Annotated in this window: 20 protein-coding genes; 6 read left to right on the top strand and 14 right to left on the bottom strand. The window is 42.3% G+C overall.

What is annotated here, in order from left to right:
- Positions 1–70 precede the first annotated feature (70 nt).
- The 6 genes from ACQ76V_RS05745 to ACQ76V_RS05720 all read left to right on the top strand — a co-directional run bounded on the left by ACQ76V_RS05745 (position 71) and on the right by ACQ76V_RS05720 (position 8,925).
- Entirely contained in the window at positions 71–1,225 is a 1,155-nt protein-coding gene (locus ACQ76V_RS05745) for a glycosyltransferase family 4 protein (RefSeq protein WP_440999530.1), read from the top strand.
- A gap of 17 nt (positions 1,226–1,242) precedes the next feature.
- Positions 1,243–2,382 (top strand): glycosyltransferase family 4 protein, encoded by a 1,140-nt coding sequence (locus tag ACQ76V_RS05740; protein WP_440999529.1) that lies wholly within the window; start codon positions 1,243–1,245, stop codon positions 2,380–2,382.
- Positions 2,383–2,471: 89 nt separating this feature from the next.
- The gene (locus ACQ76V_RS05735) at positions 2,472–3,716 is read left to right on the top strand and encodes an aminotransferase class I/II-fold pyridoxal phosphate-dependent enzyme (RefSeq protein ID WP_440999528.1); all 1,245 of its coding nucleotides are present in this window, start codon (positions 2,472–2,474) and stop codon (positions 3,714–3,716) included.
- Between the two features lie 3 nt (positions 3,717–3,719).
- The gene (locus ACQ76V_RS05730) at positions 3,720–4,853 is read left to right on the top strand and encodes an N-acetyltransferase family protein (RefSeq protein ID WP_440999527.1); all 1,134 of its coding nucleotides are present in this window, start codon (positions 3,720–3,722) and stop codon (positions 4,851–4,853) included.
- Between the two features lie 168 nt (positions 4,854–5,021).
- Positions 5,022–6,416, top strand: coding sequence for a class II fumarate hydratase (locus tag ACQ76V_RS05725; protein WP_440999526.1), 1,395 nt, complete (start codon positions 5,022–5,024; stop codon positions 6,414–6,416).
- Positions 6,417–6,483: 67 nt separating this feature from the next.
- Positions 6,484–8,925, top strand: coding sequence for an alpha-ketoacid dehydrogenase subunit alpha/beta (locus tag ACQ76V_RS05720; protein WP_440999525.1), 2,442 nt, complete (start codon positions 6,484–6,486; stop codon positions 8,923–8,925).
- Positions 8,926–8,985: 60 nt separating this feature from the next.
- Here the strand turns inward: ACQ76V_RS05720 and ACQ76V_RS05715 are convergent, their stop codons facing one another.
- From ACQ76V_RS05715 to ACQ76V_RS05650, 14 genes are all read right to left on the bottom strand, one after another.
- Complete coding sequence (locus ACQ76V_RS05715) at positions 8,986–10,146, bottom strand: serine hydrolase domain-containing protein (protein ID WP_440999524.1); 1,161 nt, start codon at positions 10,144–10,146, stop codon at positions 8,986–8,988.
- A 192-nt stretch (positions 10,147–10,338) separates the two neighbouring features.
- Positions 10,339–11,544 (bottom strand): FG-GAP repeat domain-containing protein, encoded by a 1,206-nt coding sequence (locus tag ACQ76V_RS05710; protein ID WP_440999523.1) that lies wholly within the window; start codon positions 11,542–11,544, stop codon positions 10,339–10,341.
- Positions 11,545–11,617: 73 nt separating this feature from the next.
- Positions 11,618–12,523 (bottom strand): heme o synthase, encoded by a 906-nt coding sequence (gene cyoE, locus ACQ76V_RS05705; protein ID WP_440999522.1) that lies wholly within the window; start codon positions 12,521–12,523, stop codon positions 11,618–11,620.
- 203 nt (positions 12,524–12,726) lie between these two features.
- Entirely contained in the window at positions 12,727–13,029 is a 303-nt protein-coding gene (locus ACQ76V_RS05700) for a cytochrome C oxidase subunit IV family protein (protein WP_440999521.1), read from the bottom strand.
- 23 nt (positions 13,030–13,052) lie between these two features.
- The gene (locus ACQ76V_RS05695) at positions 13,053–13,706 is read right to left on the bottom strand and encodes a cytochrome c oxidase subunit 3 family protein (protein WP_440999520.1); all 654 of its coding nucleotides are present in this window, start codon (positions 13,704–13,706) and stop codon (positions 13,053–13,055) included.
- Positions 13,707–13,743: 37 nt separating this feature from the next.
- Positions 13,744–15,489 carry a cytochrome c oxidase subunit I gene (ctaD, locus tag ACQ76V_RS05690; RefSeq protein ID WP_440999519.1) on the bottom strand — a complete coding sequence of 582 codons (1,746 nt, stop codon included), beginning with the start codon at positions 15,487–15,489 and terminating at the stop codon, positions 13,744–13,746.
- A 1-nt stretch (position 15,490) separates the two neighbouring features.
- Positions 15,491–16,441 (bottom strand): cytochrome c oxidase subunit II, encoded by a 951-nt coding sequence (gene coxB, locus ACQ76V_RS05685; protein ID WP_440999518.1) that lies wholly within the window; start codon positions 16,439–16,441, stop codon positions 15,491–15,493.
- Positions 16,428–17,267 carry an SCO family protein gene (locus ACQ76V_RS05680; protein WP_440999517.1) on the bottom strand — a complete coding sequence of 280 codons (840 nt, stop codon included), beginning with the start codon at positions 17,265–17,267 and terminating at the stop codon, positions 16,428–16,430. The genes coxB and ACQ76V_RS05680 overlap by 14 nt, the downstream gene beginning before the upstream one ends.
- A 10-nt stretch (positions 17,268–17,277) precedes the next feature.
- Positions 17,278–17,832, bottom strand: coding sequence for a transposase (locus tag ACQ76V_RS05675; protein WP_440999516.1), 555 nt, complete (start codon positions 17,830–17,832; stop codon positions 17,278–17,280).
- Between the two features lie 58 nt (positions 17,833–17,890).
- A complete protein-coding gene (locus ACQ76V_RS05670) occupies positions 17,891–19,075 on the bottom strand; it encodes a hypothetical protein (protein ID WP_440999515.1) in 1,185 nt (394 codons plus the stop codon).
- Positions 19,076–19,119: 44 nt separating this feature from the next.
- A complete protein-coding gene (locus ACQ76V_RS05665; protein WP_440999514.1) occupies positions 19,120–20,109 on the bottom strand; it encodes a c-type cytochrome in 990 nt (329 codons plus the stop codon).
- A gap of 36 nt (positions 20,110–20,145) precedes the next feature.
- Positions 20,146–20,694: a DUF3341 domain-containing protein gene (locus ACQ76V_RS05660; RefSeq protein ID WP_440999513.1), complete on the bottom strand. Its 549-nt coding sequence runs from the start codon at positions 20,692–20,694 to the stop codon at positions 20,146–20,148.
- A gap of 12 nt (positions 20,695–20,706) precedes the next feature.
- The gene (nrfD, locus tag ACQ76V_RS05655; RefSeq protein ID WP_440999512.1) at positions 20,707–22,140 is read right to left on the bottom strand and encodes an NrfD/PsrC family molybdoenzyme membrane anchor subunit; all 1,434 of its coding nucleotides are present in this window, start codon (positions 22,138–22,140) and stop codon (positions 20,707–20,709) included.
- Positions 22,141–22,158: 18 nt separating this feature from the next.
- Positions 22,159–25,209: a TAT-variant-translocated molybdopterin oxidoreductase gene (locus tag ACQ76V_RS05650; protein WP_440999511.1), complete on the bottom strand. Its 3,051-nt coding sequence runs from the start codon at positions 25,207–25,209 to the stop codon at positions 22,159–22,161.
- Positions 25,210–25,245 lie beyond the last annotated feature (36 nt).

Genomic DNA, 25,245 nt, shown 5'->3' with positions numbered 1-25,245 from the left:
GTGATCGTCAAAACATCTCAAGTTTAAAGAGTTGTAAAGATACAAATATCAAAGATGTATTGGAAAATTTATGAAAGAACTTAGAGTCGCCATTTTTACCGGGAATTATAACCATATTCAGGATGGTGTTTCGTTGACCCTGAATAGATTAGTTGGTTTTTTGGAAGAAAAGGGTATTCCGGTAATTATTTTTGGCCCGACCATTGATGAGCCGGCTATTGACCACGAAGGAGAATTTGTCCCCGTTCCATCGGTTCCGGTACCAGGACGATCGGAGTATCGCATTACGGTTGGATTTCCCGAAAGAGCGCAGCGGCGACTTCGAGAGTTTGAACCAACGCTCATCCATTTAGCTACTCCCGATGTACTAGGATTTCGAGCCATGCGCTGGGCTCAGGCCAATCAAATCCAAATTGTAGCTTCATATCACACGCATTTTACCAGCTATTTGAAGTATTATAATCTGGATATGTTGGAGATACTTGGATGGAAGTATATCGGCTGGTTTTACAGCCAGTGTAAGCATATTTACGTGCCGTCTCCCTCTATGGCTGATGAACTGAATGAGGAGGGTATCGATGAGGGTATTCGCATTTGGGCTCGCGGTGTAAATACGGATCAGTTTAATCCCGAGTTGAGGGATATGGAATGGCGGCGATCAGTTGGGTTTGATGATGACGACAAGGTCGTGACCTTTGTTTCGCGACTGGTTTGGGAAAAAAACCTCCAGACCTTTGTTGATACGATCAAGCGTTTGCAACAAGATCATGCGAATATTAAAGCAATGATTGTAGGTGATGGGCCAGCTAAAAAAGAGCTCGAACACATGTTGCCCGAAGCACATTTTACTGGTTTTATTACAGGGGATGAGTTGAGCAGAGCGTATGCCAGCAGTGACATATTTCTATTTCCATCCGAAACAGAAACATTTGGTAATGTAACGCTCGAAGCAATGTCGAGCGGGTTACCGTGTGTGGTGGCTGATGCAACTGGAAGTCGATCACTGGTAGAGTCAGGGGTGAACGGTTTTTTAGCCCCTCCAAGAGATACACAGAGATTTGCAGAATGTGTGGCCGATATTGCAAATGATGAAGAACTTTGGGATCGAATGAGTAAGGCGGCACGGCAAAAAGCGTTGGCTTATTCTTGGGAAAATGTAAACAATAAGTTGTTGGAAAATTACAGGGAAGCCTTGAAGGAACCCCGACCTGAACTTAAATTTTAGCTACTTAATCAGTTATTGTGCGAATTTTATACGTCTCACATACCCATCCACCGGAAGGTGAGATCCTCGAAAATGTCGGCGGCATGCAACGGGTAAGTCAACAGTTGATCAACGAGCTCAAACGTAAAGACGATGTAGAAGTTATTCCAGAAACAATCAATGTTTCTGAAGAAGGCAAAATAGTTTTACAAACGTCTGGTTTCCTCTTTCGAAATTTGTTTGAGCTGCCTCATAAAGTTCGTGAATATAATGCCGATATAATTGTTTTCTCATCTATGGTTACGGCAAGCTTGGCCTACTTTATAAGGAATAAGGTTGAGGTGCCGATGATTACCATTAATCACGGTCGTGATGTTACGCTGCCGGTTAAAATTTATCAGTGGTTTGTCCCCAAGGTTTTTAAAAATCTGGATGGTGTTATTTCTGTTTCCCGGGCTACACGCAAAGAATGTATCAAGCGGGGCATGGATCCCGAAAAAGGAGTGGCATTGCCGAACGGATTTGATTTTAAGAAGCTGAACAATTTCCCTGACAAAAAGGAATCGAGGAATCGACTTCAGCAAAATTTTCGTATTCCACTGGATAATAAATTTCTGCTTCTTACGGTGGGTAGAAAGGTGAAACGGAAAGGACACGAGTGGTTTATACGCGAGGTGATGCCCAAGCTTGATGATAATATTGTTTATGTAACTATTGGTGATGGTCCGGAGTTTGATAATATCGACGAAGCGGTCGATCAATCAAAATGCAGGGATCGAATTTTTCTATTGGGACGACAACCCGATGAAGTTTTGGAACAGGCGTATGCTGCAGCCGACTTATTTGTGATGCCTAATGTTCCGGTACAAGGGGATATGGAGGGATTTGGCATTGTTTTACTCGAAGCAAATATGGCACGGACGCCAGCTGTAGCCGCTGACCTGGAAGGGATCAAAGATGTCATTAGGCAGGGCAAAAACGGTTACCGTGTGCCTACTCGCGATGCCAACGAGTTTGCCAAAACAGTAAAGGATATTCTTTCAAATAATTTGGAACAATTTTCGAAGCAAACGCGTAGTTATGTGCAAGAGCAATTCAGCTGGAAGCACGTAGCACAACAGTATATCGATTTTTTTCAAACTATAATCAACAGATATGCCCCATCACGCCAAAATTAATATTATCTTATCGATAATTTGATTGACGGTTAATATGGAAGTATATTTGCAACGATAAGCACTTTTTTAAAAGCCGAAAAATGGAACGAATGGCTGATTCTAAATCAGATGTAAAACCAAACGATATTTTTGCCAAGGCTTACGACTTTACTAAAGCTGAGGAAATCAAATCAAAGGGTCTTTATCCCTATTTTAAACCCCTTCAAGCTACTGACGGTACAACGGTTCAAATCGATGGCCGAGAAGTAATTATGGCCGGCTCCAATAACTACCTGGGATTGACGAACGATCCGCGTGTTATTGAGGCTGCTACTGAAGTTTTGAAAGTTTATGGAACAGGTTGTACAGGATCCCGATATTTAAATGGGACGCTTGATTTGCACATCGAGCTTGAAGAGAAATTAGCAGATTTTATGCGTAAGGATTCCTGTGTGTTATTTAGCACAGGGTACCAAACAAATGAAGGCGCGATACAAACGATTGCAGGTCGCAAGGATGTCATTTTTTCTGACAAAGATAATCACGCTTGTATCGTAACCGGCACGCTTGTATCCAACGCCAAGACCATGCGGTTTCAGCACAATGACATGGAGCAGCTGGAAATGCTGATGGATCGTGCTGATGAAAATGCCGGGAAAATCATTGTTAGTGACGGTGTTTTCTCAATGTCAGGAACAATCGCCAATGTTCCTGAGCTTGTACGCTTGAAAAAGAAACACGGCGCGCGGCTATATCTCGATGACGCCCATGCAATCGGGGTTATCGGTGAAGGCGGACGGGGATCTGCATCTACGTTTGGCATGATGGATGACGTAGACCTGATTAGTGGGACGTTTTCAAAATCATTTGCTTCTCTTGGAGGATTCCTGGTTGGTGATCATGAAGTGATAGAATATATCCGCCATAATTCTCCGGCCCATATTTTCAGTGCTTCAATGCCTCCTGCCAATGTTGCAACCGTTCTTAAAGCACTTGAAATCTTAAAAGAAGAAACCTGGCGATTGGAACGGCTGGCCGAAATTTCCAATTACATGCGCGAATCGCTTCGTGACATGGGCTTTAATGTATGGAGCAGTCAAACTCCTATTATCCCAGTGGTGATCGGTGAAATGATGGATTGTTTCAAGTTCTGGAAAGGACTTTTTGAGGCTGGCGTTTATGTAAATGCGGTAGTGCCTCCAGGCGTACCACGCGGCCAATCACTTGTCCGTACCAGTTATATGGCCACACACACCGATGACCATTTGGATCGCATTCTTGAAGCCTTCCGGAAAGTAGGAATTGAACAAGGTATTATTGATCAGAACGGCCACTCACTGCTCGAAATGGATTAAGTTGTGAAAACCACTCAGCGCATAAATGGGATTACGCTTGCCACTACCAAAAAAGAGCGTAAACAGTTTATAGACTTCCCTTATCAGCATTACTCAGAAGATGAAAACTGGATTCCTCCGTTGAAAATGGAGCAGAAAAAGCTCATTGATACGGAGAACAACCCTTTCTATGAGAATGGTGATATCGCCTTGTTTTTAGCCGAGCAGGATGGTGAACTTTGTGGCAGGATAGCCGCAATTCAAGATCGGCGCTATAATGAGCATCATAATAATAAGACCGGTTTCTTCGGATTCTTTGAGTGTATTGATGATCAGTCTGTAACTAATCTTTTGTTTAAAGTTGCCGGTGACTGGTTAAAGCAACGTGGGCATACGGATGTGCTGGGACCGTCTAATCCCAGTATGATGGATGAGATTGGTATTTTAGTGGACGGTTTTGAGTACGAGCCCAGTATCATGATGCCGTATCACAAGCCTTACTATGATGACCTGATTACCAATGCCGGTCTAAAGAAAGAGATGGATTTGTATGCCTTTCGAGTAACGCAGGCTACGGTTACACTGGATCGGATTTATCGGGCTGAGGAGATTGTTCGTCGTCGCTTGCCTAAGCTTAAGATTCGCGAAATCGATACGAAGAACCTTGATCAGGAAGTAGAGATTGTCCAAAATATATTTAATCAGGCTTGGTCAAAAAATTGGGGGTTTATCCCGCTTTCAAAAGAAGAGTTACAAGAACTGGCCAATGACCTGAAACTTATACTGGATCCCAAAGTTGCTCATATTGCCGAGGTAGATGGGGAGCCTGTGGCTTTTTCAATTGCCTTGCCTGATTTAAATCAAGCGTTAAAATATACTGATGGGACACTGTTTCCGACCGGCATTTTTAAACTGCTTTGGCACCGTCGAAATATCGACCAAATTCGTACTGCTTTAATGGGAGTTATTCCAGAATACCAGGGCAAGGGCATTGATGCATTGCTTCATAAAGAGGCAATTATTAATGGTAGAGAGGTCGGTTATAATTCATCTGAATTAAGCTGGGTTTTGGAAACCAATAAAAATATGATTCGAGTTGCTGAAAAATTAGGTGCGAGCATTGAAAAAACCTATCGTATGTATCAAAAGGATTTGTAGCGACACATTCAGTTTACGTTATGTGGTTCTTGAATGATCTGATTCGAAGCCAATTTTACTGCTCTCCCAGACTCCGAAATCTCCGAAAAATTTCCTACCTTTGAATGCTTGTGCAGAACGTACTTTCTGCAGCATTGAAAAGAATTTCTGACTAAAAAATCGAGTATTATGAGTAATTATCGTATTGAAACCGATTCCATGGGAGAAGTTAAAGTGCCAAGTGATGCTTACTACGGTGCACAAACGCAACGAGCTGTTGATAACTTTCCAGTAAGCGGTATTAGGTTTAGCCGTGGATTTATTGAAGCACTTGGATTGGTTAAGAAAAATGCTGCAAAAGTAAATGCAGATTTGGGTGAACTTGAAGAAGGAGTTGCTGAAGCCATTCAAAAGGCGGCAACAGAGGTAGCAGATGGTAAATTTGATGATGATTTCCCCATCGATATTTTCCAAACAGGATCGGGTACATCAACAAATATGAATGCCAACGAAATTATTGCTAAACGAGCCAATGAGCTTAAGGGAGATGATGTTGATACCAAAATTCATCCCAATGACCATGTGAATTATGGGCAGAGCTCAAATGATGTTATTCCTACCTCAATTCGTGTTGCTGCAATATTAGCAGTAAAAAATAATTTAATTCCCGCTCTTGAGCAGCTACAAGATGCATTTAAAGAAAAGGGCGAAGAGTTTGCTGAGGTTGTAAAAACCGGTCGTACTCATCTTATGGATGCAATGCCGGTAACGATTAAGCAAGAATTTGACGGATATGCACGTCAGCTGGAACTTGGCGTTGAGCGGTTAGAGTCGGCATTAGATCGCGTTACGGAGCTTCCACAGGGTGGCACTGCAGTGGGCACAGGATTGAATACAAATCCCGAGTTTGGTGCTAAGATGGCTGAAGCGTTGTCTGAAGAAACGGGTGCTGAACTAAGTGAGGCCCAAAATCATTTTGAAGCTCAGGCAACCGTTGATGCTCCTGTTGAATTGAGCAGTCAGCTTAAAACTATTGCAACGGGCTTGATGAAGATCGGAAACGACTTGCGCTGGATGAATTCCGGACCAAATAGTGGAATAGGTGAAATTAAACTTGAAGCGCTGCAGCCTGGATCATCAATTATGCCCGGTAAGATAAATCCTGTGATTGAAGAATCTATCACGATGGTATGCGCCCAGGTAATCGGCAACGATTCTGCCATTACGGTAGCCGGACAGTCCGGCAACTTTGAGCTGAACGTTATGCTGCCGGTTGTTGCTCATAATTTATTAGAATCAATCAATATTTTAGGAAATGCTGTGCAAAACTTGGCCGATCGTTCTGTGTCTCGTTTAGATGTGAACAAGGAACGTGTGGCCGATATGGTTGGTCGCAATCCGGTGTTAGTTACGGCCTTAAATCCGTTGATCGGATATGACCAAGCGGCAAAAATTGCAAAGAAAGCATTTGCAGAAAGTCGTCCTGTTAAGGAAGTTGCGCGTGAAATGACCGACTTGAGCGATAAGGAGCTGGATCAGGCGTTGGATCCCATTAAAATGACAAAAGGCGGTTTTATGGAGTAGGCTTATAAAGAAGGGCTATCTGATAATAATTTATACTGCTGCAAAGTTTTAACTGAAAACGGATACTATGGCACCTACAAAGACTGAAAAAGAGAAAAAATCGTCAGATAATTCTTACACCCAAGAGCAGAAGCAAGAGATTCTGTACGATTATAAGTTAGCCTTCAAAAGTAGGGAGGTATCATATCTTGGGCGCAAAGAAACCCTGACCGGGAAAGCCAAATTTGGAATTTTTGGTGACGGTAAAGAGATGCCACAGATTGCAATGGCTAAATATTTTAAGGAGGGAGATTTCCGTGCCGGTTACTATCGTGATCAAACTTTTATGATGGCTATTGGTCAGGTTACGGTACAGCAGTTTTTTGCCCAGCTCTATGCCCACGCGAATGTTGAGGAGGAGCCTCATTCCGGGGGACGTCAAATGAATGCGCATTTTAGCACGCGTAGTCTTCATGATGATGGCAGTTGGAAAGACCTGACGTCAATGAAAAATACCTCTCCTGATATTTCTCCTACAGCAGGGCAGATGTCGCGTTTGCTGGGGTTGGCGGAAGCTTCAAAAGTCTATCGCAATCACGAATCGCTTTTGGATGAGGAGCATTTCCAAAAATTTTCCGAAGATGGTAATGAAGTTGCATGGGGCACCATTGGTGATGCCAGTACATCTGAGGGAGTTTTTTGGGAGACCATCAATGCGGCGGGAGTATTACAGGTGCCTATGGTGATGTCGGTTTGGGATGATGGCTACGGTATTTCGGTGCCAAGGAAGTATCAGACTACAAAAGAGAGTATTTCTGAAGTTCTAAAAGGGTTCCAACGTACGGACGAGCAGGAGGGTATCGAGATTTTGAAAGTCAATGCTTGGGATTATCCCGCCCTGATGGATACCTATGAAAAAGCCGCCCAAATAGCGCGAGAAGAACACGTGCCTGTGCTGGTGCATGTTACGGAGGTAACACAACCACAGGGGCATTCGACTTCCGGATCGCACGAGCGGTATAAATCTGACGAACGTCTGAAGTGGGAGGAAGAGTATTGCTGTCTCAATAAAACCCGAAGTTGGTTAATCGAAGAGGGTATTGCTTCAGAGGATGAAATTGAAACGGTTGAGGAAGAAGCAGAGGAAGAAGTTAAAGAAGCCCAGAAAGCTGCGTGGAAGTCCTTTAAATCAGAACTGAAAGAAGAACTGAACACAGTTGTTAAGCTGGTAGAAGATGTAGCTGCAGAAAGCAGTAACTCTGATGAGCTTCAAGCGGTCATTAATGATATGAAGGCGCCGTTGGTACCGTTGCGTAAGTATATTGTATCAGGCGCACGTAAAGCACTTCGGATAACGAGGAATGAAAAACTTTCAACTCGAGCGAAGCTTCAGAATTGGCTTGAGGACAGTAAGGAAGCCAACAGTCAGAGATATGACAGTCATCTGTATAGCGAAGGGGAACAGTCCCCGTTAAATGTGCAGGAAGAGCCTCCGGCATATAGCGATGATCCAAAAAGTGTAGACGGGCGCGTGGTACTGCGCGACAATTTTGACAAGCTATTTGAGAAGTATCCGGAGACGTTAGTTTTTGGTGAGGATACCGGAAAGTTGGGTGATGTAAATAAAGGGCTCGAAAATATGCAGGATAAATACGGAGAGCTCCGTGTCAGTGATACCGGTATTCGTGAAGCTACTATTCTGGGACAAGGCATTGGAATGGCCCTGCGAGGGCTTCGACCCATTGCCGAGATACAGTACTTGGATTACCTGCTCTACTGTTTCCAAGGATTAAGTGATGATCTTGCGACTGTACGTTATCGCAGTATGGGCGGACAAAAAGCCCCGCTGATTGTGCGAACGCGCGGTCATCGCCTGGAGGGAATATGGCATACCGGCTCACCCATGGGCATGATTATTAATGGTATTAGAGGTGTACATGTATGTGTTCCTCGAAACCTTACGGATGCAGCGGGAATCTATAACACTCTGCTTCGGGGTGATGATCCGGCGTTAGTTATAGAGCCGCTCAATGCATACCGGTTGAAAGAAGATTTGCCTGAAAACTTAGGCGAATTTACGGTGCCATTGGGTATTCCGAATGTGGTATCTGAAGGCACGGACATCACGATTGTTTCGTACGGATCAACTTGTAATATATGCGAAGCCGTATTACCGGAATTGGAAGAAGTAGGCATATCGGCTGAATTAATTGACGTACGGACGCTACTTCCGTTTGATCGTAATCACGATATCGTAGAATCCCTTAAGAAAACAAACCGTATTTTATTTGTGGATGAAGATGTTCCCGGTGGTGCTTCAGCCTTTATGATGAATAAGGTAATTCAGGATCAAAAAGGATATTACTATCTGGATTCTGAACCGCAGTGTCTGACGGCCAAAGAACATCGGGCCGCGTATGGTTCTGATGGGGATTACTTCTCCAAGCCCAACGACGAAGATATCTTTGAGGCCGTTTATGCGTTGATGAGTGAGGCCAATCCCGTGAAATATCCTCCGATTTATGAATAAATTTATTATAGCCTAACTCTTAGCAAAGGGATGAGGGATTGGCATTTTTTTTAAGGATAATTATTCAATTGCTTCAATCACTCTTTTCACGAAACCGTCCATAGCGTCGTAATCGGAAATCCAACGGCCAACAATTACAAGGTCATTCTCCTGATCGATATAAATCATATTGATACCGGATCCGAGAAATACATAGGCTTCTTTAGGTGCATTGGATAGTCGTTTTTGATCATAATTCAGAAAAAAGTTCATAAACCCGTAACCATTGTTCGCTTTGGTGGGGATGCGAGCTTTATCAATCCATTCTTCAGAAATAACTTGGTTGCCATCCCAATTACCATTTCTTAGGAACAAATAACCAAATTTAGCTTGGTCATAGGCATTGAGCCACATGCCGCCGCCCCAGTGTCCGCCACCACTGACCGATTGCATTTTGATGCCGTCAATATTTACCCATGAATTTTTATAGCCATACCAGCGCCAGGTATTGGAAGCACCAATCGGATCCATAACATGTTTTCGCAGTACTGCGGGCAAGGGATTTCGCCATACTTTTAAAGCTGCCAAAGCTAAGAGGTTTACCCGAACGTCGTTATACTTCCATTTGGAACCGGGTTCGTTTCTTTTTCGATTTATCACGTTTTCAGTCAACTCTTTTTCAGGCCGGTCGGCCCAGTCGGGTTTGCCAAAAAGCTCTCCCTCCCAATCACTTGTTTGTCTCAAAAGATGATTCCATGTTATTTTTGAATTATGCTCTGAATTAAAATGCTCAACCGGAGAATATTTCTGGACACGATCATCAATATTCTCGATCATACCTTTATCCCATGCTACTCCAACTACGGTAGAAAGAAAACTTTTGGTGATGCTGAAAGTCATATCCACACGACGCGGATTACCCCATTCTTTAATAAGGTAGCCGTCTTTGATGATTATGCCCGTCATCTCTCCGCGTTCTTTTACAGGACCAATAATATTATTATAAGGTTCATTATTTCGGGTGTTTAAGTGGATATTGAGATCCTTGGGGTTAGTGGATTCATTTGCTTTAGCATATTCGATAGCTGCTTTAATATCAGCAGAATTCATTCCCACTTCTTCCGGTGATTTTGTTTCCCAGTGAAAGCGAGAAGGGAAGTAGGTATCAGCAGTTTGAGCAATAACGGTAGTGGAACACAGTAGAAATGCTAATAGCAGAGCAAGGGGCTTACATTGATGCATTGTAAAATGGCTTTTTGTTGATATCGTTTAAATGATAATACAGAAGATATTTTGGAAATGCGATTGCCCAAAGTTTTAAAAACCAATCCCGTTCAGTTCTGACGGGAAATCTATTAGCAATGATAGGGATAAATGATGGTTTGAATGGCTATCAAGAATTTGTTTACGAGTGGCAGAAATTATTGCCCTTTATTAGTTTCTCTGCAATAAAAGCCGATTTTGGCCATCTTGGGTTGCAATATAGATATCCGGCAGATTATCACCGTTAAAATCATTGACTTCTATATCTAATGCTAATGGTGTAAAGTTATCGGGCAGCCAATCGGTTGATTGATCTGAATAATACCCATTTCGATTGTTAAGGAGGATCCGCAAGCCTCCGTCATAGTTGCCGACTATTAAATCTAAATCTCTGTCATTATCCAGATCAGCAAATTCAGCAGTAAATGTATGGGTAGTAATGGCAGGCAGCCGGTCAGCCGTTTGATCGGAAAAGTATCCGCGACCGTCATTGATTAACAAGCGGTCTTTTGGGTTGGCGTTTTCCTGAAAAGCAGAGTTGCCATAATAGATATCAAGATCACTGTCATTGGCGATATCAGCAAGTAAGATACTTCGGCTTTCCTCGGGCGCATTTATATACGGAATACGATTGCCTGATTGATTGGTATAAAAGCCGGTTCCAGTGTTAATTAGTACAATGTTGGGACCTTGATTAGCAGTCAAAAGATCGATTAGGTTATTCCCGGTTATGTCTCCGATTGCGATATCGAAAGTATTGTCGAAGTTTTGAGGGAGCCTTTGAGAAGTTTGGTTATTGAAAAAGGCGTTACCGTTGTTAGCAAGAAGTTGATTTTGTCCCCGGTTCCCAATAAACAGATCTATTGATCCGTCATTATCGAAATCGAGTGATCCAGACGAAGTAAAATTACCGGTTACCGGAATGCGGTTAGATAAATCAGAAAAGGTTCCCGATCCATTATTAATAGCAAGTCCACTTGATTGATTTTGCTCACTGGCAAAGAAAAGGTCGATGTTGCCATCGTTATTGAAATCAGCAGCAGTGATATCTTGTGAGTTTGTATTCTGGGTTGTCAATCGATTAGAAGTCTCATCGGTAAATTTTGCATTGCCGTCATTGATGAGAATTTTATTATTGCTTGATTCAATGGCTAAAACAAGATCTATATTACCGTTATTGTTATTATCAACGGCTGTGGAAGCATTGGTTCGTAAGTTTGCGCTATCGGGTAGGTTAGAGGAGCTTACATCTTCAAAATAGAGTGTTTCATCTCCAGGATCAGATCCGCCATTTCCGTTATCAGGGGCATTTAAATTCCACCCACATGAGCTTATTAGCAACCCTGTTATAAAAAGAAGTAACATCTGTCGTTCCATAAGAAGTAAAGTTACTTACTTCTTCGACTCTTCACTAAAACTTTTTAGTAATTATAACAGAACTTGAAACCTATTACAGGATCAGAAGGTCAATAATGACAAATGCCCAGATGATAGGCAGGTACCCAAATGAGGCAAACATCAATTTTTTAGCGGATGGTTTGTCGCGATCTTTGGCAAAGACCAATCCGTAATAAAGAAAAACGAAACTGCTCAAGAGTCCGCCGATTAAATAGATCCAGCTATTCATCCCAATATAATAGAGACCGTATGAGATCGGAACCAACGCAACTAAACATCCAACAATTAGGACTGTTGCTTTAATACCGTAGGGATCATTTTTGGGAAGCATCTGGAAGCCTGCATTGCTGTAATCATCTTTGCAGACCCAGGCAATGGCCATTACGTGGGGAATTTGCCACATAAATACAATAGCAAACAGCAGCCACATTCCTGTACTTCCTAAATGGCCTGTAGCCGCAGCCCAACCGCCTACCGGTGGTAATGCTCCGGGTATTGCTCCGATAAAGACATTCGCAACCGATATACGCTTCATAGGCGTATATATTCCCAAATAGATAAGTGTTGTTAGCAGTGAGACCAATCCGGCAACAGCATTAACAGCCAATAGTAAATATGCTAAACCAACAGTAATTAAGGTGAGTGAAAAGAATACACTTTTTTGAGGCGATATTTTACTTGCCGGTACTGGACGTTCTTGGGTCCGCTTCATTTTGCTATCATATCGCCATTCCAAAAATTGATTATGAGCAGCTGTACCGGATGCGATAAGCCAGGTTCCGAGAGTGGCATGGATCAACGTTATATAATCTATTTGTCCGGCTGAGCCCAACACAAAGCCGATAAGCATGCTGGCCAATACGGTAAGAGTAATACCCGGTTTGGTAAGCTCATAGTAGGCGCCAATGGTTTGGGTATCAAACAACGTTGAAGGGGAAAATTGTGTGCTTAGTTTCATGCCAAGTTCGTAATTTAATCAGATGCAAATGTACTGATTTATATTGAAAATTGTTACTTCAAGACCATAAAAATACTATTCGTTTGATTTCTACTTTGTTAAGTAGTTGATCTCGGGAATAAAAATTTTTTTGAAAATGGGCTTAATAAAAAAAGCCGATCGAATTCTATTCAATCGGCTTTGGATTTAAAGATATATAACAATCAAAACGTTGGCATGATTTCGGGTCTAAGAAGTGTATCAAGCAAAGTGAATCCTACCAATAAGACCAAAAATACCAGCGAGGCCACCAGTAATATACTGTTGAAACGTTGATCCCAGTAAAGATGCATAAAGAATAGTGCTACCAAGACAGCTTTAAATGTAGCAATAGCCATAGCTACAGTGATTGCCCATGGGTTAGGGAGGTGAATATAATGAACACCTACCGTTAAAACAGTTAATACCAGTAAGGCACTAAATACCCCCAGTAGGGTTTTATCAGTTGAAATATGATGTACGCTCATGATCCAAAATCGTTTTAAAGTTATTATTCAATTAGGTAGAACAGTGGGAATAAGAAAATCCAGATGATATCCACTAAGTGCCAATAAAGGCCTGTAATTTCAATGGGGTTATAGTACTCGCTGTCAAAATGCCCTTTTAAGGAACGGACCAGCAGCCAGGTTATTAATCCCATACCTATAAGTACGTGAATGCCGTGCAGGCCGGTCATGAGATAATAAAGGCTGAAGAATACGTTAGCTTGGGGATGATTAATGCCTTCAAAGGAGTAAAATTTACCTGGAAATATTCCCAAGTGGAATTTATGTGTCCACTCAAAATATTTAATCACCATAAATACAGCTGCAAGGGCAAGGGTAATACCCAGATTGATGGCAATATTTTTTTTCTGGTTGAGCTGTGCTGATTTAATAGCCATTGCCACAGTTAAGCTACTACCAAGTAGTACTACCGTATTAACACCGCCCCAGAGTGTATTTAATTCTTCGGAAGCAAGTGTAAATAGTTCAGGATGAAGAAGCCGGTAGACGATATAAGCTGCAAAGAGCCCACCAAACATTAATATTTCTGTCATCAGAAATATCCACATGCCCATCTTGGCAGCATCAAACTGCTGGTCGGCGTCCACAAAATGGTGCTGAAAAAATTTTGATGATGTGGATGATGAATGATTTGCCATAATCAGTTATTAATGATTTTCAGATTAAAATACGTTTTTACTCAGCGTTAATTTCTTTGCCATCACTTGTTACTTCGAGATCACTTTCATGACCATGTCCATTGCTGGATTCAGCTAAACCTAACTGGAACTCTTCCATTGGTTTGTGGTAATCATAGGGACCGTTAATAATGACGGGGGTGTGATGGAAGTTATGTAGTGGAGGACGTGTATTTATCTGCCATTCGAGTGCACGACTTCCCCAGGGGTTAGCTGTAGCCGCTTTACCATTAAACAGTGATCTAACTAAGTAATAGAATACCATCAGGAAGCCCAGTCCAAGGACAAATGATCCTACAGTTGAAACTTGATGGAATGGCTGAAACTGTTCGATGTAGTTAAAATAACGGCGAGGCATGCCCTGAGACCCCATAACAAACTGGGGTAGGAATGTCACATTAAAGCCTACAAAGATAATTCCACAGGCAATTTTAGCCATGGTTTCGTTGTACATGCGACCGGTTATTTTTGGCCACCAATAGTGTAGTCCGGCTAAGAATGCCATCACCATACCTCCAACCATTACAAAGTGGAAGTGTGCAACCACGTAGTAAGTATCATGTAAGTGGACATCGAGTGCGATGGATCCGAGCACGATACCGGTAAGGCCGCCTACCAAGAAGAGGAAGAAAAATCCAAAAATATAAAGTACTGGTGATTTTAGGTCGATCGAACCTTTGTACAAGGTTGCGGTCCAGTTAAACATTTTAATTCCTGTGGGAATACCTACAAGGAAGGTTAAGAATGAAAAGACCATAGAAGCTATTGACGCCTGACCGGATACAAACATGTGGTGCCCCCAAACAAGAAATCCAATGAAGGCAATGGCCAGAGATGAAAGGGCAATAGCCCAATATCCAAAGATGTGTTTTCGTGAGAATGTCGTGATAATTTCTGAAACGACTCCAAAGCCCGGTACAATCATAATATACACTGCGGGGTGACTGTAGAACCAGAAGAAGTGCTGAAACAGTATCGGGTCACCGCCCATTGCGGGATCAAAGATTCCGATTCCCAGTATTCGCTCCATCCCTACGAGTGCAAGGGTAATAGCAAGAACCGGTGTAGCTAAAATCTGAATAATGCTTGTGGCATAAAGGCCCCAACAGAAAAGCGGAAGTTTATCCCAGGTAAGGCCCGGCGCACGCATTTTGTGGATGGTTGTAATAAAGTTTACCCCGGTTAGAATGGATGAAAATCCAATAACAAATACTCCAAAGACCATCGTTGTTACTGCACCACCCGTAGTGGAGGAGTAGGGAGTGTAAAACGTCCATCCGGTATCAATTCCACCATTGAGAATGGAATAAATAGCAATTCCCGCCCCCGTTAAATAAAGATAGAAACTCATCAAGTTAAGCCTTGGGAAGGCAACATCTTTAGCCCCGAGTTGCAGTGGTAAGATGAAGTTACCAAGCGCTGCCGGTACTGAGGGCACAAGGAATAAGAAAATCATAATTGCCCCGTGCAGCGTAAAAAGCTGATTGTAGGTATTAGCTTCAATAAAAGTTTTGGCAGGCGTCCAAAGTTCCGTACGTACTAAAAGCGCCATGATGCCACCTACAAAGAAGAAAAAGGTAATGGCTCCCAGGAACATGATGCCGATCTTCTTGTGATCGACCGTTGTTAACCAAGACCACAGTCCCGTTTCTTCATTCAGATAGTGCTTATCAGGATTATCATCGGGTTTATACCGCTGAACCTGGATTTTTTTTGATGTTGAACTTGATTCTGCTGTGTCCATATTACTTCAATGTTTTGATGTATTCGATAATCGCATTAATCTGCTCATCGTTAAGCTGACCCTGGTAAGTATTCATGACTGCAGGAAATCCTTCAACGATTTTTGCATTGGGCTCCAGAATAGATTCTCGTAAATAATTCTCATCAATAGTTACCGTGGAACCATCTGCAAGATTTTCTTCGTTGCCAAATTTTCCTTGCCAGGTCGGTCCCGTCATTTGGCTACCATCAGTGGAGTGACAGGTGGTGCAGGCCCATTCCTGTGCTAACTGTTCACCCCATTCTTCAGGAGCCAAGTCTTCCGGTTTGGAACCACCACCGGCATTTTCTGCAAGCCAGTTTTTAAATTCTTTCTCCTCATGCACAACAACTTCACCTAACATATCGGAGTGGCCATCACCACAATACTCGGTACAAAAAATAATAGATGTTCCTGGCTCGGGGGCATTAAACCACATTTCGGTATAACGTCCCGGTACAACATCTTGTTTTAGCCGATAGTCGGGTACAAAAAAGGAGTGAATAACATCATTGGAGCTCATAATCAATTTGATGGGACGACCGGCAGGAACGTGTAGTTTACCGGTGGATTGGGCACCATTTTCGTACTTAAATTGCCAGATCCATTTTTGTGCCGTAACATTTACTTCGTAGGCATCGTCAGGTACTACGGTTTGATTCATGAATACTTGATATCCCCATCCAAAAACGATGAGAACTAATATCAGAGGAATAACTGACCACGTAACTTCTAAAGCATTATTGTGAGTAATGAGTGGAGTTGTTTCATCCTTTGACTTGCGACGATATTTGTAGACGAAATAAACTATGACTGCAATGAGTCCAATCGTCAAAATAAGACTACTGCCATGTACAAACCAAAAAAGCGAGTCGGTTTGTTCGGCCAGCGTAGATTTTGCCGGGGGTAACAAGAAATCTTTAATCGCGTCCATTCGTATCTTTTATTTTCTTTTCATTATTAGAATATCGGTGCCGTAACCACATAAAACCGAGGAATATACCCAGAATAAACATGGTAGCAAAGCCGCCAACCTGCATGATTTTCCAGGCTACCGGCACGTATGTGTTGGAATCCGCATCGTATTGATAACAATAAAGTAACACTTGTTCTGCAGCACTTCCGATGTTACCGTCAGCTGCATCATATAGCGCATTCCGTAAATTAAATTCGTCAAACTTGAGGCCATATAGATAGCGTGTTATGACGCCTTCAGGGCTAAGAAAAATAATAGCGGCCCCATGTGCATATTGCCCGTTTTGGAGACGCTTCGTTTCAAACCCAACGGCCTCAGTGATTTTGTCAATAGTTTCTTTATTACCCGTCAAAAAGTGCCATCCTTGTCCAGCACCTTCTCTGGCCAGTTTGTTCAAAAAACGTTCCTTGTTTTCAGCAGCTAATCCTGCCTTTTCACGGGGATCAAAACTGAAGGTAACAATATTATACTCTTTGCCCGGCGACCATTTTAAATCCTTAACTCCTTTAAAAATGGCTTCCTTAATCATTGAGCAAAGCTGCGGGCACTCGTAGTAAACAGGATTCAACAGTACCGGTTTACCATCAGCAAATAATTCCTTTAGTTTTATAGAATCGCCTTCTGCATTGGCGAATGTTAAATCGAGCGGTATCTGTTCACCCAACCGCTCTTCAACTCCTACATCTTCCAGCTGCTTTGGTTTTTGTTTATTCAATTGAGCTTCGGAAGAGTTCGGGAGTACGAATAGGCTTAATGTTGCTATTGCAAGCCCAAAATATTTCATAAATTGCTATCTAATCTTCATCGGCAGCCATCTGGTTGATTGCACTGTCGATAGGAATTCTGTAAATACCATTTTCAAGATCAACAACACCAAAACTATCGAGTTGTTGTCTTGATTCTTGTTTCATCTGATTGACTTGGTAATATTCACTTTCGGATGATACACGGTCTTGAGTAACTTCCACATTGTATTGATACATCTCAATAAGACCGCGTACAAATACTATAACTAAAATTGTACCGACAACACTCCAAAAAATGAGTCTTTTATAATTGAGCTTGTCTGCCATAACGCCATGCTCAACAGAATCGGCTAACTCATCATCATTGATTTCAACCTCAACAGTTTCAGCAGATTCTTCAGAAGAGGAGGTATCATCTTCTTCTGCAGTTTCAAAAACATCGTTGCCACCTTTCTCCAGTTCAGTTGCCCACATCAAAATAACTGAAACTGGGACCTCATACTTTTCAGCTAATTTGTCCAGATTTTTTTTGGACTGATCTAATGCTTTTTGCGCAACTTCCTTTTTAAAATCAGCAGAATAATTTTGCTTCTCGTTAGCCATGAAGATAAAAGCTTTTTAGCAGTGACAGCTTTACTGCGTTAGTGTGTTAGCTATAGGATTAATGTTTGTTTAGAGAATCTCCTAATTTTGGATCGTTAACGGGTACCATTTTATTTTGCTTAAACTTGTGGAAAAACAATCCTAAAAAGATACCCCCAAGCCCAATAAAGCTTGTAATAGTCATCCAGTTAAGATGGAATCCATGGTGGTTGAGTACTGGCATTACAAGCCAATAAAGTTCAACTAGATGTGACACTAAAATCAAACCAGCGATACTTCCAACAATTTTCGAATTGGATTTGGGTCCTTTGGGGAGTAAAACCACAAATGGAATTACAAAACGACCAAACAGGTAGAACCATGCAAGATACTCATATCCGCCGGTAAGCCGCTCTAAATACCAAACGGTTTCTTCGGGGATGTTAGCATAGTAAATCAACAAAAATTGGCTGAACGCTATGTAGGCATAAAATACGGTAAAGCCGAACATTTGCACGCCCAGATCATATATATGTCCTTTCTGGATGGTATTGGTAAGCAAGTTATGCTTCCACAAGAAAAATACTACAAGAATAATTGCTGCAAATAATCCCTGAAAGCTCATTGCAAAGTAATAAACACCAAATATGGTAGAATACCAGTGAGGATCGAGCGACATCAACCAATCGAAAGAGGCAAAAGCAAGCGTTATAGCAAAGAAAAACAGTCCTGGGCCACTGGTTCGCCGTAATAAGGTTTGCAGTCCCCAGTCGCCGGTGTTATCCATTTCAACTGATTTTGAATACAGGCGGTAACCAAGGAAGCTCCAAAGAGCAAAATAAATAACTTGGCGAATGATAAAGAAGGTTGTATTCAAATAAGGCTCTTTACCCTGTAATACCGGATCGGCAGCAACAGCATCTGCGTGGGTCCAGTGGTAGAGAGAATGCATTCCAAATAGGAGGGGGATAAAAAACAATCCCCAGATCCAGAAATAAGATGAAAATGTTTCGGGAATTCGTCGCAGTACAGCACTCCATTCTGATCGTGTTAAATGCTGAACCATCACAAAAAACAAACTTCCCAGCGCTATGCTGGAGAAAAAGGCAAAACTAACGAGGTAGGAGAAGAAAAACTGGTCATGATTTAGAAAATATCCGACACCGGTAGCCAGCAGACCTACGATCCCCACTCCAAATAAAGATTTGGTTACATTCAGATCAGAAGGAAAATCCAGTGTGTCAGTTAATTTGGGCTTGCTCATAGATTAAACCAATCGTTTGTATGCGTTAAAATCGTTTTAAAATATTATTCTGCGTTTTCACTCAATGATTTTATGTATGCAACCAGCGAGTTAATTTCACTATCACTTAAATAATCATAGGGAACCATCGATGGTGGAAATCCTTCTACAACCTTGGCTGATGGTTCCATGATGGATTCTCTCAGGTAGTCTTCATCGGCGGTAGTTGTTGATCCATCATCAAAAGTTCTTTCTGATCCATAAAGGTTTTGCCATGTTGGTCCTACTAATTTTGTGCCATCAGTTGAGTGACAGGTGGCGCAACCGTTATTTTGTGCTACCGTTTTACCACGATCAACAGAAACTTCCCCGCCCCCGCTTGCAGCCTGTGCTTCTTTTTGAGCTTGTTCTGCAGCTAATTTTTCCTGAAAGTCATCTTCAAGGGCAGAAAGATCTACATCGTATTCTTGAATTTCATCTTCAGAAACGTTCTGACTTTGCTGTAATGCACGAACGTAAGCCACAATAGCCCATCGATCTTTTACAGGTATTTGAGTAGCATATGAGGGCATATTCCGAATTCCATTGGCAATAGCAGAATAAAAATATCCATCGCTTTGATTTCTTAAACGATCAATATGGAAGCTTGGTGCAGGCACATATCCATAGTTGTTGGCCATTACAATGCCGTTACCGTCCCCTGCAATCCCATGACAGGGTGTGCAAAAAACTTCATAGCGATCCTTTCCACGATAAATAAAGGACTTCGTAACATCGACAGGAATTTCATTTACAAAGCTGCTGTCTTCATTAATTCCCTGATATAATGCCTTGTCTTCTTTAAGGTTTCCTCGTGCGATGGTCCCCTCAACCGGCATACGCATGGCACGGTTATCAGCAAAGAACTTATTTTTTTCTTGTTGCTCAAAGCGTTTTTGTTGATCCATATTCAGGTTCGGGTGGACCGGCTGAGATTGGAACTTTTCACCCCTACACCCGGCTAAAGCCAGTGGAAGAACAATTACTACAAATAATAAGTACTTAGAAACTTTCATCGGATCGTTTTGCGAACTAAAGATTTTTGTGGTCAATTATTCCGAATCGTAAACGGTTTCAATATGTGTTGCCCCATTATCTTGGAACAGTTTTTTTACCTTTTCTTCAGAGAAAAGATCATCAGAAGCCTCAATGTGGACAAAGAAGCCATCATCCGACGCTTTAGAGAATCGTTCTACGCTGAATAACGGATTATGCAAACGTGGAAGCTTGTTAAGAGCAAGCATTCCAAATGTTGTGGCAAAAGCAGCCAGCAGAACAGTTAACTCAAATGTTATAGGTATATAAATTGGAAAATTTATAAAGGGCTTACCGCTAATATTCATCGGGTACTCATAGCCCATCACCCATATCATTAACGTTAATGCACCAATCATACCGGTTAGGGCTCCACCCAATACAATCCAACCAAGGGGAGATTTCTTTAATCCCATGGCTTTTTCCATCCCATGAATGGGAAAGGGAGCATAGGTGTCAAAATCCTTGTAACCGGACTTTTTAACCGAAGAAGCAGCATCAACGAGTTCCTTGGGATTTCTGAACTCGGCTAACACACCGTATATTTGTTTGTTTTCTGCGTCCATAAATATCAGTTACTAAACAGTTTGCTCTTGTTGAACAACAACAGGTTTGGTTTTCTCTATATCAAATTCGTTGGTTTCTTCATCGTAATTATGCGGATCGGCCTGCGGCATAACTCCTTTTACTTCTGCAATGGCAACCATTGGCAAGAAGCGCAGGAATAGCAGGAAGAAAGTGAAGAATAATCCAAATGTTCCTACATACGTTATGATATCCCAGAAGGTGGGAGAATAATAATCCCACGCAGAAGGCATAAAGTCTGTTGAAAGTGAAGCAACAGAAATCATAAAGCGTTCGAACCACATTCCGATGTTTACAATGATAGAAATAACAAATGTGATAGCAACGTTACGTCGTATTTTCTTAAACCAGAGGAACTGCGGGGTTACCACGTTGCAGAACATCAGGATCCAGAATCCCCAAGCATAGGGGCCAACGACATAAAGCCAAAAAATTCCTTGTTCATAAATGTACCCACTATACCAGGCTACAAAACCTTCCATCAGGTAAGCAAAAGCAACCAGGTTACCTGTTATCATCATTACAAGGTTCATTTTTTCCATGATATCGATGTTCATGATGTCTTCAAGCTTGTATATTTTTCGAGCGATCAACATCAGCGTTAATACCATGGCAAAACCGGAATAAATAGCACCGGCAACAAAGTAGGGTGGGAATATAGTACTGTGCCAGCCCGGAATAACCGAAACGGCAAAGTCAAAAGATACAATAGTGTGAACCGAGAGTACGAGTGGAGTTGCAAGGCCAGCAAGAATCATGTAGGCCTTTTCGTAGTTCCACCAATTACGAAAACTGCCTGTCCAGCCCAGCGAGGCAATTCCATATGAAATTTTGGCAACCTTGCTCTTAGCCTTGTCACGTAGTGTGGCAAAGTCAGGTATTAATCCAACATACCAGAAGAGTAGTGAAACAGTAAAATAAGTACTGACAGCAAAAACATCCCAAAGCAGTGGACTTGAAAAGTTCGGCCAAGCCGCCATTTGGTTGGGAATCGGGAATACCCAGTAGATAACCCAGATACGTCCCACGTGAATGGCCGGAAAGATTCCGGCACACATTACGGCAAATATAGTCATGGCCTCCGCAAAACGGTTAATAGCCGTTCGCCACCCTTGCCTAAAGAGAAAAAGAATAGCAGAAATAAGTGTTCCGGCGTGGCCAATACCAACCCACCAAACAAAGTTAATGATAGCCCAACCCCATCCGGCCGGGTTGTTAAGTCCCCAAATTCCGACACCATCCCAAATGAGATATCCGATAGCTCCTAAAAGTGTAATAAGAAGAATGTTGGCAAGGCCAAATGCTAAATACCATAATTTAGGAGTAGGAGATAGGGGAGTCTTTGCAATAAGATCAGTTATGCTCCCAAAAGAATGGTCTCCTTTTACGAGTTTTGGCTCTGGTACGTATTGATAATCTGTGCTCATCGTAAAGTATGTTGAAAATTAAGCCAATTTGGGATTGGGATTACGAACTTTAGCAAGATACGACGTTCTGGGTCGCGTGTTAACTTCTTCAAGTAGCAAGTAGTTTCTGTTGTTCTTCTTTGTTTTCACCACTTCGCTTTCAGGATCGGTCAGATCGCCAAAGTAGATAGCATCTGCTGGACAAGCTTGCTGACAAGCTGTTTCTACAGTGCCATCTTCGGGCTTCTTGGTTTCCCCGTTTGTTTCAATGCTGCGATTGATTTTGGCGCGGTTAACACGCTGTACACAATAGGTGCATTTCTCCATCACACCGCGGAAACGTACGGTTACTTCCGGATTCATTGCCATCTGGATAATTTCCGGATCATCTCCACCTGTCAAAAATTCTTTTGAATAGTTGAAGAAGTTAAATCGACGAACCTTGTATGGGCAGTTGTTTGCACAATAACGGGTTCCAATACAGCGATTGTAGGTCATTTGGTTCATACCGTCATCGCTGTGGGTGGTTGCCGCTACCGGACATACCTGCTCACAAGGTGCCAGCTCACAGTGCATACAGGGCACAGGCTGGTGTAAAGCGTTCGGATCATTGACATCACCATCAAAATAGCGATCATTTCTGATCCAGTGCATTTCACGACCGCGACTTACTTCGCGTTTACCTACGACCGGTATGTTATTTTCAGCCGTACATGCAATAGTACAGACCCCACACCCGGTACAGGTATTTAGGTCGATAGACATACCCCATTGTGGTTCTTCTTCGGGATATTGTTGCTCATCAATTGAATTAAAAATGGATACCGGTTCATCTTCGCCATGTTCTTCCGCAAAAGCTACACCCGGCATTTCGGCATCATAAGAAGATTCGTATGACGAGAAGTTGGGATCCTCACGATATTCTTGAAGGGTAGCATGTCGCAGTAGCGATCGCCCTTCCATAGTGTTATGGTCTTGCGTACAGGCTATTTCATATGTTTTGCCCGTTTTTTCGACTGATACATTACTGGCAAAATGCATATTAGCTGTTGTGCGAAGTGGATAGGTGTCAACACCTGTTTTATTAGCTACGCTGCCAACGCCTTCGCGACCATATCCCACTGTAATAGTGATACTGTCATCGGCATGACCGGGTTGAACCCAGGCCGGAATTTCAATAGTGGTACCGTCAACAGTAATAGAAACAACTTCAACTTCTGATTTTCCAAGGCCGGCTTCTTTAACGCCCAGTTCGTCGGCTGTTTTCTTGCTCATCAGCGCAACGTTGTCCCAAGTAATCTTTGTCATGGGTTTGGGAAGCTCTTGCAGCCAGCCATTATTAGCGAAGCGACCGTCAAAAACGGTTGAGTCAGGTCTAATGACAAGCTCCATACCATCAGCAGATCCTGCATTGCTAATGAAGTTGTTAACTTGCGAATTAAAAGCACTTGAAATACTTACAGAAGCAGCAGAAAATGTTTCTTCAGCCGCTAATCCGTCATGGAGCGCTTTATTCCACTGACTCTCGAAGTTATTTGAGTAATAATCTTTCCATGTATTCTGAACCAAGTCATAACCTTTTTGTTGGTTCCCGGTCAGAATGATATTCAGAAATTCGATTTCACTGATTCCAGAGTACAGCGGCTCAATTTGAGGCTGAATAATAGAACGGGTTCCGGAATAAGAGTAACCGTCGCCCCAGGCTTCAAGGAAATGAGCCCGATTTATATGCCAGTTGGCTTGTTTTGAAGTTTCATCGTAATAATTAGAGAGATGAACTACCTGTCCGGCCTTGTCAAGGGCTTCATCAAAATTCAAATCAGCCGGTGCTGTAAATACAGGATTCGTTCCAACAAGAACCACGGTATCAACATTGCCGCTATTAAGGTCTTCAACCAATCCGGCAAAAGCTTCACGGTTACTTTGATCATCAGCATGTGGAAGTTCAAGATAATCAACTGTCTGCCCTTCGTTTTCAAGAGCCACGTTAATAGCAGCAACTGTGGCATGAAGTTCCGGCTTATGGTCGCGCCCGACGGTTAAAATAGAATTACCTCTATTATCGAGCAGCTCTTCAATCAGAACCGGAATCCATTCGTGATCAGAAAACTTGTTGCTGTAACCACTAAATGCCGATAAGCCATTTACTGAATTGGAAAGCTTAGCAGCCAGGGCATATATAAAGAGTTCAATTTCGCCTGATTTAATACGCAAGCGGTTATCAGCGTTGGAACCGGTAAGACTAAAAGTGCTTTCAACAGCATAGAATCGAGACATGTCGTCATCTTCAGACATTACTCGACGTCGATCGGTAAAACGCTTGGTGTTTTCAACACTATTTTTGTCAGCTGCCGGATTTAAAAAATCATCGTCAAAACTTACGATCACATCAGCTTCATCATACTTATTATATGTGCGTAATCGCTGACCAAATGCAAGATTAGTGCCTTCAAGGGCATTGTCTTCACCAAAAGGTTCGTACGTAACCCAATCCGCATTGGAAAATTGATTCAATACCTGCTCCTTCATCCTATTGTAAGTAGGAGAAGAATTTGCTTCAGAAACAAAAGTGATGTTTTGATCAGTGTTAGAAAAATGATTGCTGCAAAATTCTGCAAAAGCATTAACCGAAGAGCGCTCACCGTCTTCTCGGACGTAACGCGACCGGTCAGGATCGAACATATTTAGTATTTCCGCCTGACTAAAGATGCTGGTATTCCCGCTACTGGCCGGGTGCATCTCGTTTCCTTCAATCTTGGACGGTCGGCCTTCATTATTTTCAACAACAATACCATTCAAGGCATCTTGAAACGGTGATGCGGAGGCATAAAACTCAGGTACGCCTTCTACGAGATCTTCAGGTTGTTTATTGAAGGGAATAATTTTTTGCACCGGTCGTCGGCAGGCAGCAAATCCCGCAAGCGCAATAGAAGCGCCCATCACACGCAGAAAACTGCGTCGTGATACTTTATCATTAAGTTCAGTGGCATTTTCAGGAAATTCACGCTCAACAAACTTTTCATACTCTTCGTTACGAGCAAGTTCGCCAAGACTTTTCCAATAGTTGGGATTTTTTACTTCTTCGCTCATTCCGTTACGATTGCGTTAATTCAGATTCGTTCGGTT

The sequence above is a fragment of the Fodinibius sp. SL11 genome (assembly GCF_052060035.1).
Taxonomy (GTDB): domain Bacteria; phylum Bacteroidota; class Rhodothermia; order Balneolales; family Balneolaceae; genus Fodinibius.
The sequence above is the reverse complement of the archived record's forward strand: the minus strand, read 5'-3'. Positions and strand labels throughout refer to the sequence as shown.